This is a genomic window from Pseudomonas sp. OA65 (assembly GCF_017498305.1).
GTDB classification, from domain to species: Bacteria; Pseudomonadota; Gammaproteobacteria; order Pseudomonadales; family Pseudomonadaceae; genus Aquipseudomonas; species Aquipseudomonas zanjanensis.
In genome coordinates this window covers 44,326-51,992 of record NZ_JAGDEZ010000041.1, presented here as the reverse complement: position 1 = coordinate 51,992, position 7,667 = coordinate 44,326, and the positions used below count along the sequence as shown (strand labels likewise).

9 protein-coding genes are annotated in these 7,667 nt (G+C 60.7%); 4 read left to right on the top strand and 5 right to left on the bottom strand.

Features of this window, described 5'->3' with window-relative positions:
• Positions 1 to 189: 189 nt before the first annotated feature.
• Positions 190 to 591, bottom strand: a complete 402-nt coding sequence (locus J3361_RS24525; protein WP_207966712.1) for a lysozyme inhibitor LprI family protein — start codon at positions 589 to 591, stop codon at positions 190 to 192.
• 154 nt (positions 592 to 745) lie between these two features.
• Between J3361_RS24525 and J3361_RS24520 the strand changes: the two genes are divergently transcribed.
• Positions 746 to 1,204: an SRPBCC family protein gene (locus tag J3361_RS24520; protein WP_207966711.1), complete on the top strand. Its 459-nt coding sequence runs from the start codon at positions 746 to 748 to the stop codon at positions 1,202 to 1,204.
• Between the two features lie 484 nt (positions 1,205 to 1,688).
• On the opposite strand, the gene J3361_RS24515 is transcribed toward J3361_RS24520, so the two are convergent.
• Entirely contained in the window at positions 1,689 to 2,636 is a 948-nt protein-coding gene (locus J3361_RS24515) for an AraC family transcriptional regulator (RefSeq protein ID WP_207966710.1), read from the bottom strand.
• Between the two features lie 203 nt (positions 2,637 to 2,839).
• On the opposite strand from J3361_RS24515, the gene J3361_RS24510 reads away from it, so the two are divergent.
• Positions 2,840 to 3,577 carry an SDR family oxidoreductase gene (locus J3361_RS24510; protein WP_207966709.1) on the top strand — a complete coding sequence of 246 codons (738 nt, stop codon included), beginning with the start codon at positions 2,840 to 2,842 and terminating at the stop codon, positions 3,575 to 3,577.
• A gap of 185 nt (positions 3,578 to 3,762) precedes the next feature.
• Here the strand turns inward: J3361_RS24510 and inhA are convergent, their stop codons facing one another.
• On the bottom strand, positions 3,763 to 4,449 hold the full coding sequence (gene inhA / locus J3361_RS24505; RefSeq protein ID WP_207966708.1) for an isonitrile hydratase: 687 nt from the start codon (positions 4,447 to 4,449) through the stop codon (positions 3,763 to 3,765).
• A 99-nt stretch (positions 4,450 to 4,548) separates the two neighbouring features.
• Here inhA and J3361_RS24500 point away from each other — a divergent pair, with 99 nt between their 5' ends.
• On the top strand, positions 4,549 to 5,541 hold the full coding sequence (locus J3361_RS24500) for a GlxA family transcriptional regulator (protein WP_207966707.1): 993 nt from the start codon (positions 4,549 to 4,551) through the stop codon (positions 5,539 to 5,541).
• Here J3361_RS24500 and J3361_RS24495 read toward each other — a convergent pair.
• A complete protein-coding gene (locus tag J3361_RS24495; protein WP_207966706.1) occupies positions 5,510 to 6,412 on the bottom strand; it encodes an alpha/beta hydrolase in 903 nt (300 codons plus the stop codon). The two genes, J3361_RS24500 and J3361_RS24495, sit on opposite strands and share 32 nt — an antisense overlap.
• Before the next feature lie 28 nt (positions 6,413 to 6,440).
• Complete coding sequence (locus tag J3361_RS24490; protein ID WP_207966705.1) at positions 6,441 to 6,818, bottom strand: hypothetical protein; 378 nt, start codon at positions 6,816 to 6,818, stop codon at positions 6,441 to 6,443.
• Between the two features lie 472 nt (positions 6,819 to 7,290).
• On the opposite strand from J3361_RS24490, the gene J3361_RS24485 reads away from it, so the two are divergent.
• Positions 7,291 to 7,653 (top strand): DUF6124 family protein, encoded by a 363-nt coding sequence (locus J3361_RS24485; protein ID WP_207966704.1) that lies wholly within the window; start codon positions 7,291 to 7,293, stop codon positions 7,651 to 7,653.
• Positions 7,654 to 7,667 lie beyond the last annotated feature (14 nt).

Genomic DNA, 7,667 nt, shown 5'->3' with positions numbered 1-7,667 from the left:
CTCAGCAGTGAAACGATGCATCGCCGATGGTAGTGTGGGGTTTCCCCATGTGAGAGTAGGTCATCGTCAAGATTAAATTCCGAAACCCCTATCTGCTGATGCAGGTAGGGGTTTTGTTTTGCCCGCAATAAAAGCGCTGACCCAAAAAAGGATGGCCTGTAGAGGTCATCCTTTTTTACATCCTGGCTATTAAGCCTCGGGCACGGGGCAGCTCAGATCCCCTTCCTTGCATTTGAGATAGGTCTTGAATGCCTCGACCCGGGCTTTGGTCTGGGCGGTGATGCAATTGCCATAGATCAGCGGATGGACGCTGCCGCCCTCGACGCCAGAGGCGGAGAATTCACATTCGGCATCACGGAAGCCTATCCAGGCACGCTGTGCCTTGACCAGCATTTTCGTGGCCTCTGGATTGTCCTTCAGGCGTGCGGTGATCTGTTTGTACAAGCTATTCAGCTCGTTGTCGGCGACCTTGCTTTCTTTGGCTGCGCACTGGTTCATTTCGCCTTGAGTGATGGCATTGGCGCAGTCGTCGGCCTGGACAACGGCGACAAAAAGCAATGGTGTCAGGGCCAGAAGCAAGCGTGGGGACATGTCGGGTCTCTCCTTGAGAAGTGGAAAACGCCGGGGGAGTTTACATCGCTCCATACTGTTTTAAAGTCGGCGAGCGCTGAACAACGGTCAGATACAACTTTCCGGTTGGTCTTGTGGTCTTACAAGACTACTGTTTGAACACAGGAGGTGACCCATGCATTCATCCGACCGCATTGAACGAAAGATCCTACTCAAGGCCCCGCGCTCCCAAGTCTGGCGCGCCCTGGCCAATGCCGAAGCCTTCGGCCAGTGGTTCGGTGTCGCCCTTGAGGGAAAACGGTTTGTGGCAGGTGAGCGTACTCAAGGGCAAATCACTTACCCAGGTTACGAACACCTTATCTGGGACGTCGCGGTGGAGCGGGTGGAGCCCGAGCGAGTGTTCTCGTTTCGCTGGCATCCTTACGCAGTCGAGCCGCAGGTGGATTATTCCAAAGAGTCTGAAACCCGGGTGTTATTCGAACTTGAAGACTTGGACGGCGGTACCTTGCTCAAAGTCGTGGAGTCCGGTTTCAACAACATCCCCGAGGCGCGCCGACTCAAGGCTTTTCGTATGGACAGCCGTGGCTGGGATGAGCAAATGGCCAATATTGAAACCTTTCTGAACAAGGCTTGAGATCGAACGGCTGGTGGAACTAAGGGTTTTCGGAAGGGCAGGTATAGCGAATGTCTTACACGAGATGGTAGCTATGTCGTCTATTTTGTTTTGGATCCGAGGCGTAATCTGTACTCATCCACTGAAGCACAGGAAGTGCTCAGGATCAGGGACGATCGACCATGCAAGGATTAGCTATCGACAGGGAGTCGTAATGGTCTTGGAAAAACCCGCTTCGGCGGGTTTTTTTTCGCCCGCTGAAAAGTCAGGGAGGAGCCCTATAGCGAATCGCTTACACGGCGTTGCTGCTTTCTCGTCTTTTTCCAAATCACCGGTGGGCCTAATCTATGATCATCCACTGGGTACAGGGAGTGCTCAGGGTCATGGATGATTGGACCAGGCATGGAATGCCGGACAGGGAGTCAAATTGGTCCTCAAAAAACCCGCTTAGGCGGGTTTTTTTTCGTCTGTGAAAAAGTAGCCTCCTGATGTGCCAAACGCAGGATCAAGCGCTACTGGCTTGCAGCGCCTGGGCACGCAAACGAGCGATGTCCTTGCTCGGCGAGGCGCCAAATAAGCGGCTGTATTCGCGGCTGAACTGCGAAGGACTTTCATACCCCATCTTGTAGCCGATTGACGAAACATCGCTGCTCTCCGCCAACAACAACCGGCGGGCCTCCTGCAGGCGCAGTTGTTTCTGGTATTGCAGGGGGCTCATGGCGGTCACGGCCTTGAAACGGTGATGCAGGGCCGAAGGGCTGAGGTTGATCATTTGTGCCAGGCTGTCGATGCTCAGTGGCTCGGCGTAATGGCTATTGAGCCACTCGATGGCGCGGCTGATGCGATGGGTCTGGGTGTCGGGAATGGCGATATCGTGCAAGCGCCGGCCTTGGACGCCACGCAGCAACCGGTAGAAAATCTCCTGTTGGGCCAACGGCGCGAGGGTGGCGATATCGTCCGGGCTGTCCAGCAGCCGCAGCAAGCGCAGCATCGCGTCCAGCAATGGCGCATCGATACGATCCAGGAACAGCCCGCGTCCGGCTGTTTCAGCCGGCACGCCAATCGGGCTGGCGTCGGCAATCAGGCGGCAGATCTGCGCCGGATCGATGTCAAGGCGGATGCACAGGTAGGGGCGCTCGGGGCTGGCTTCAATCACCTGGCCAGCCAACGGCAGGGTCACCGAGACGACAAGGTAATTGAGCGGGTCATACACATAGCATTCGTCCGCCAGGCGCACTTCCTTGCGCCCCTCGATAATCACGCACAAACCAGGCTTGTGCACGGTGTGCAGGGCTTCGGTTGGCTCGTCGCTACGGATCAGGTGCAAGGCCTCGATGGCCGTGGGATGGACGCCGAATTCCGGAGCGAAGCGCATCATCAGGCTCGCCAGTTCGGCACGCCGCTGGCTGAGGCCGTCGTCTGACGCCATGTGGATGGACGTGGATACCGACATGCCGATCAATCTCCCAGGCCAAATGAGTGGACCGCGCTAGTAAAACCGATTGCGCGGTTGTCGGCCAGAGTCGGTTTTATCGCTACAGGATCGTGCAAGTGCGCAGGAGGATCCGACTAACCCAGGCAAAGGCCGGTTGCCTAATCTGGACCTGTCAAAAGGCTCCCACCCGGGGGCCAACACGTCCAGACGAGGAAACCATCATGTCCGATATTCAAAACAAAGTCGTGGTCATCACCGGCGCCAGCAGCGGGATTGGTGAAGCGGCGGCGCGGTTGCTCGCGGCTCGCGGTGCTCGTGTCGTATTGGGCGCCCGGCGTATCGATCGCTTGCAAACATTGGTGCAGGAACTCGAAACCGCCGGCCAGCAGGCGGCCTGCAAGGCGGTGGACGTGACCCGTCGTGAGGATGTCCAGGATCTGATCGACTTCGCTGTCGAACGGTTCGGTCGGGTCGACGTGATCATCAACAACGCTGGGGTCATGCCGCTCTCCAAACTCGAGGCGCTGAAAGTCGAGGAGTGGGACCGTATGATCGACGTCAATATCCGTGGCGTGCTTCACGGCATCGCCGCCGGCCTGCCGCTGATGCAGCGCCAGCGTAGCGGGCAGTTCATCAACATTGCATCCATCGGTGCCTACGCCGTCAGCCCGACGGCCGCTGTGTATTGCGCCACCAAGTACGCCGTGCGAGCGATTTCCGAGGGCTTGCGCCAGGAAGTCGGAGGTGATGTGCGCGTGACGGTGATTTCCCCCGGCGTGACCGAGTCGGAACTGGCCGAAAGTATTTCCGATGAGGGGGGGCGTGCCGAAATGCGTGAGTTTCGCAAGATCTCCATTCCGGCCGAAGCCATCGCCCGGGCTATCGCCTATGCCATTGAACAACCTGCGGATGTGGACGTCAGCGAGCTGATTGTGCGACCCACTGCCAGCCCGTTCTGAATCGAGTTGCCCCACAAGGAAACCCTTTGTCGCGAGGGAGCTTGCTCCCGCTGGGTTGCGAAGCGACCCCAAGATTTTGCGACTGCTGCGCAGTCGAGCGGGAGCAAGCTCCCTCGCCACGATGGGACCGCCTCAAGGTTGTGTTCAACCCGACATCGTCTGTGCGTCGACGTTGGAGCTTATCGTTACGCCAGTTCCAACCGCGCCGCAGCACGCTGGGTGATTTGCGAGCGCACCCGGAGCGACTCGGCCGCACGCCGTTGGGCTTCTTCCAAGACGCGCGTCGGCGCGGTGTCCGGGCTGCCGGCGGTAAACGGCGGGGCAGGGGCGTATTCGAGTTGCAGCTGGACCAGCTCGGCGGTGTCCTGGTCGAACAGTTCCGCCGCCAGGGTCAAGGCAAAATCGATCCCGGCCGTGATGCCGCCACCGGTGAGCAGGTTGCCGTCGCGGACCACGCGGTCCTTGACCGGCGTCGCGCCCAGGGTTTGCAACAGGCTGTGATAGGCCCAGTGAGTGGTGGCGCGCTTACCTATCAACAGGCCCGCGGCACCGAGCACCAGCGCACCGGTGCACACGGAAGTGATGTATTTCGCTCCGGCGGCTTGCCGCTTGATGAAGGCCAGCGTCTGCTCGTCTTCCATCAGCGGCCCGACGCCGGTCCCGCCGGGGACGCAGATCACATCGAGCTTCGGGCAGTCCTCGAACGTGGTGGTAGGCAGCAGTACCAGCCCGGTGCTCGCGGTGACCGGGGCCAGGTCCTTCCAGATCAGGTGGACCTTCACATCTGGCAACGAGGCCAATACGTCATAAGGGCCGGTCAGGTCCAACTGCTGGACTTGGGGAAATAACAGCAAACCGATCTGCAACGTCATGTCGCGTTCTCCTTTGGATGATGCCCGAGGGGTGGACGGTTTGACTTTAGATCCGTAGGATCTGGCGTACACGCCAATAAGCCCACGAATCACGCCAATATGCCCAACCCACCGAAAACCGTTCATGTCCTGGCCTTCGCCAACGTGCAAGTGCTGGATGTCACCGGGCCCTTGCAGGTGTTTGCCTCGGCCAACGATTTGGCTCGCCAGCAAGGCCTGCCGCTGCCCTACACACCAACGGTCATCGCGGTGGGTGGCGGGGCGGTCATGTCCTCGGCGGGCTTGGCGCTGATGGCCGAGCCGCTGCCGAGCGAAGGCAGCGACACGTTGCTGATTGCCGGTGGTTGGGGCGTGTATGAAGCGGCGAAAGACGCGGCGCTGGTGGCCTGGGTCAAGGCGCACGGCCTGCGTTCGCGAAGGGTGGCGTCGGTGTGCACCGGGGCGTTCCTGCTGGCCGCCAGCGGTTGGCTGGACGGACGGCGCGTGGTGACGCACTGGACCCGCTGCGAGCAATTGGCCGAGCAACATCCGCAATTGCGGGTCGAACCCAACCCGATTTTTATCAACGACGGTCCGGTCTGGACCTCGGCCGGGGTGACGGCCGGCATCGACCTGGCCCTGGCGCTGGTCGAGGAGGACTTGGGCCGCGCGGTGGCGCTGGAGGTCGCCCGGCAACTGGTGGTGTTTCTCAAGCGTCCGGGCGGGCAATCGCAGTTCAGCGTGACGTTATCGCTGCAAAAACAGGGCAGTCGGTTCGATGACCTGCACGCCTGGATCGCCGAGAACCTCACCCGTGACCTGGGCCTGTCGAGCCTGGCCGCCGAGGTGGGCATGAGCGAACGCAGCTTTGTGCGGCACTACCGTGCCGACACCGGCCAGACCCCGGCGCGGGCCGTCGAGTTGATTCGCGTGGAAACCGCTCGCCGTCTATTGTCTGACACTGTGGTGCCTATCAAACGGGTGGCGGTGCAATGTGGCTTTGGCAGCGAAGAAACCTTGCGCCGGAGTTTCCTACGGGCCATGGGCGTGACGCCCCAGGCCTATCGCGAGCGATTCGCCGTCAGCCCTCAAGCAAATCCAGCAATGCCTTGAGCGTGGCCTCGGGGGCTTCCTGGGGAATGTTGTGGCCGACACCGGCGAGCACTCGGCGCTCGTAAAAACCGCTGAAATGCTCGGCATCTTCATCGTGCTTTGGCGCGGCCCCCACGCCGTCGTCGCCCCCGCACAGGGAAATGCTCGGCACGCTGATGGCCGGTTGCGCCGCCAGTTTTTCCTCCATCCACTCCAGCGTCGGATCGCCCGGTGCGTACATGAAGCGATGGCGGTAGGAATGGATTACCACGTCGACGAAGTCCGGGTTGTCGAACGACGCGGCGCTGAGGGGATACAGTTCGGCGCCACGCTTCCAGGTCGGCGACCACAGGCGCCAAAGCAAGCCACACAGCTCGCGCCGGTTCTGGGTCAGGCCCTCGACACCCCGGGCCGTGTGGAAGTAGTACTGGTACCACAGCCGATGTTCGGTTTCCGGGTCCAGCGGTTGCCTGGAGCGCGGAATGTCCTGCAGGTTGTAGCCGTCGCCGGTCACCAGGCAGCGCACGCGCTCGGGCCACAGCGCCGCGACGATACATGCCGCCCGACCGCCCCAGTCGTAGCCACACAGCGCCGCTTGGGGGATGGAAAGAACGTCCATCAGGTCCAGCAGGTCCTGGGCCAGGGCGGCTTGCTGGCCGGAGCGCAGGATGGCCGGGTTGTTGAAGCGGGTCGGGCCGTAGCCGCGCAGGTAGGGCACGACGACCCGATAGCCACGCTGGGCCAGGGCTGGCGCGACTTCATCGAACGCCCTGGGATCGTAAGGAAAACCGTGCAGCAGGATGATCGGGTCGCCGCTGGCGGGGCCGTGTTCTTCGTAGGCAATGCGCAGCAATGGCGTGACGGCGAAGTTGATCCTGGGCTCAAGGTTCATGTCGGCCTCCGGCAGTGTGCGGTTGGGTTCAGGCAGGTTCTTGATTGACGTATTTGGCCCGATCCGGCGTGAACGTCACGATCATGTTCGTGCTGGAACAGGTCAGGGTGCGCTCCTGGGTCAGCTCTATGTCCAGGTCTTCACCGCGCAGGCCCTGCCATTGGGCGAGGTACTTGAGGCAACCGAATTTTTCGTTTTTCTTCAGGCTGCGGCTGACGCCACCTTTCCACCCCAGCACCGGCAACTCCCCGGCCAGGCAACGTTGCGCCAGTTCGGGAAACCGCACCGCCCGGTCGCGGCCGATTTCCCAGCACTTGATCAAGCCCCGGTCCTGGCCCTCCCAGAGGTCTTCGCGGGTCAGGCCTGTTCGGGGTGGGGTGGTGATGGGGCGTTTGATATGGGTCATGTCAGGTCCTTGAGTCGGGTTTTTATCGGGCAGCTCCGCTGCACCCGTGAGAGCGTCGATCTTAGGAGGGGTTGGCGGGGCTGGCAACTCGAAACGGGGTGTAACGATAAATCGGTGACTTGCGGTGATTGCTTCTGTGGCGAGGGAGCTTGCTCCCGCTGGGTTGCGAAGCGACCCCATACCAGACGCTGGTTCTTTGGAGGCTGGAAGATTTTTGCGCCTGCTGCGCAGTCGAGCGGGAGCAAGCTCCCTCGCCACGGGTTTGTGTTCCTACAAAAAAATAAGTGAACCGGAATTTTCTGACGAGTCCCGTCGGTTGTCGGTTCGGAAGGGGCGGGGATAGGCTCTGTTCGTCGCTGCAAAATCAGCGACCGGGTTTGGTCACCCGTCCAATGTCAGGCGCACACGCGCCAACCTCAGCCTTTTTCGTAGCGAGGTCGGTGAGCTCATTTTTCAAGCTAGGAGTTTCACAATGGACAAGATCAATCACCATAGAGCCGAAAACCTCTCTGCCTACACCACCTTCGATACAAAAAAACTCCGCGAAGCCGCCGACCGGGCGCTGAACATTCACTTGTCTCCTCCCGCCCCACCCAAGCCCGACACCCAGGACGGCCAGGTTTTCACCGTGGTTCCCGGCCTCAACACCGAATCGGTGCTGACCACCCTCAGCGAAACCCTGGCCTCGGCCGATGCGCTGGTCAGTGACCTGGGGTTCGAGTTGGAAGGTTCCCGGCGCCATGCTGCGCTGGGGATTCAGCAGTTGATCGAACTGGCCAGGTTGCTGGCCAACCGTGCGCTGGATGACCTTGAGCTGGCCGACTCAACACAATAGTCAGCCCACCACTT

What these genes read in the sequence shown, in the direction of transcription:
- J3361_RS24525 (WP_207966712.1), bottom strand. Translation starts at nt 591, where the DNA reads ATGTCCCCACGCTTGCTTCTGGCCCTGACACCATTGCTTTTTGTCGCC.
- J3361_RS24520 (WP_207966711.1), top strand. Translation starts at nt 746, where the DNA reads ATGCATTCATCCGACCGCATTGAACGAAAGATCCTACTCAAGGCCCCG.
- J3361_RS24515 (WP_207966710.1), bottom strand. Translation starts at nt 2,636, where the DNA reads ATGTCGGTATCCACGTCCATCCACATGGCGTCAGACGACGGCCTCAGC.
- J3361_RS24510 (WP_207966709.1), top strand. Translation starts at nt 2,840, where the DNA reads ATGTCCGATATTCAAAACAAAGTCGTGGTCATCACCGGCGCCAGCAGC.
- inhA (WP_207966708.1), bottom strand. Translation starts at nt 4,449, where the DNA reads ATGACGTTGCAGATCGGTTTGCTGTTATTTCCCCAAGTCCAGCAGTTG.
- J3361_RS24500 (WP_207966707.1), top strand. Translation starts at nt 4,549, where the DNA reads ATGCCCAACCCACCGAAAACCGTTCATGTCCTGGCCTTCGCCAACGTG.
- J3361_RS24495 (WP_207966706.1), bottom strand. Translation starts at nt 6,412, where the DNA reads ATGAACCTTGAGCCCAGGATCAACTTCGCCGTCACGCCATTGCTGCGC.
- J3361_RS24490 (WP_207966705.1), bottom strand. Translation starts at nt 6,818, where the DNA reads ATGACCCATATCAAACGCCCCATCACCACCCCACCCCGAACAGGCCTG.
- J3361_RS24485 (WP_207966704.1), top strand. Translation starts at nt 7,291, where the DNA reads ATGGACAAGATCAATCACCATAGAGCCGAAAACCTCTCTGCCTACACC.